Origin of the sequence: Micromonospora sp. NPDC049102, from assembly GCF_043197485.1 — a bacterium.
GTDB lineage: Bacteria > Actinomycetota > Actinomycetes > Mycobacteriales > Micromonosporaceae > Micromonospora.
Genome location: NZ_JBICTE010000070.1, coordinates 1 through 1,230 on the forward strand (window position 1 = coordinate 1; position 1,230 = coordinate 1,230).

At 69.3% G+C, this 1,230-nt stretch carries 1 protein-coding gene; it reads right to left on the minus strand.

Features of this window, described 5'->3' with window-relative positions:
• A partial coding sequence (locus ACGFH9_RS30800; RefSeq protein WP_393226386.1) for an IS1380 family transposase occupies positions 1–1,128 on the minus strand: 1,128 nt, incomplete at its 3' end.
• Positions 1,129–1,230 lie beyond the last annotated feature (102 nt).

Consider the following 1,230-nt stretch of genomic DNA (forward strand, 5'->3'; position numbering starts at 1 on the left):
TTTGCCGGTGCGGATGCGGTCCTCGACGCGGGCGTGGGCGCGGTGACGGGCCTCCAGGAACTGCAGGGATCCTTGACCGGGCGGGGTGTCGGTGGCGATGACCTGGTGCCGCATGCCGTTGACGGTGTCGAACAGTGACAACTGGGCGCCGGGGTGGGGTCGTTCCCGGCGGGCGATCAGGCGGGTTCCGGCCGGGAAACCGCTGGTGTCGGCCAAGCCGGTGAGTTCGCAGATTTCGGCGCCGTCACGCGGGGCGCCGTCGGTGTTGATCGCGGGAATCCAGTCGTTGGCCTGTTCGATCGCCGCCCTGACTGCTGCGGTGATCGCGGCGCCCACACTGAATCGGGCGTCGATGCCGTGCTCGCGCAGACCTCGGATGTGGGCGAGGAAGCCGTGGGTGCTGCCGGCGCCGTCGGTGCGGATCAGCAGCGGTGTCCCGTGCCGGTGGGCGTCGGGGATCTGCGTGAGAGCCTCGTCCAGCACGGTGATGTGGTCGGCGGTGGTGTTCGACCCGGCCCGTCCTTCGCGCAGCAGTCCGGCCAGGGCTTCGCCGGTGTTGTCGAGGAAACACAGCAGCGGGTGGTAGCCGAATGTCTTCTTCCACGTCCGCGTCGCCGATTCCTTCTCGGAATGGCAGATGACCAGGGTGGCATCCATGTCCAGGACCAGACCGGGGACCTCGCGGCCCGCCGCGACTGAGGCGGGCAACCGGCCGCGGGTCTCACAGGTCTGCGCCCACGCGACTTCCCGCGCTGCCGCCCGCGCCTGCCGCAACCGGGCCAACGCCGCCGTGTCGAGGCTGTCCAGGACCCGCCACCCGGTCGCGTCCGACGCGACCTGCCCAAACAATGCGGGCTGATGGCGTAGCACGCCCAGATCAGCGATCGCTTCACCCCCGTCGGCGAGCATCACCGCCACATCGACGGCAACCCGGCCCGGCTCATGGACCGGGCGTCGCTGCCGCAACCCGGCCAACGCATCACCAAAACCGCTGGTCAACCCCGTCACCTCGGCGATGTCGGCCAGCAGGCGGGCACCGGCGTGACCGACCACGCCCCGACCCCCACCAGAGACCACAAGCTTGGGACGCGTGCCGGTACGCTGCACCGTGAAAGTGCCTTCCGTGATGGATGGATGAGACCCTAGACAAGTCACATCGTTCCAGATCAGAAGGCACTTTCGCGTCCCCGGGACCGCCGCCGCGCAGCCCTTAACGAAGGGCCGAGGCTA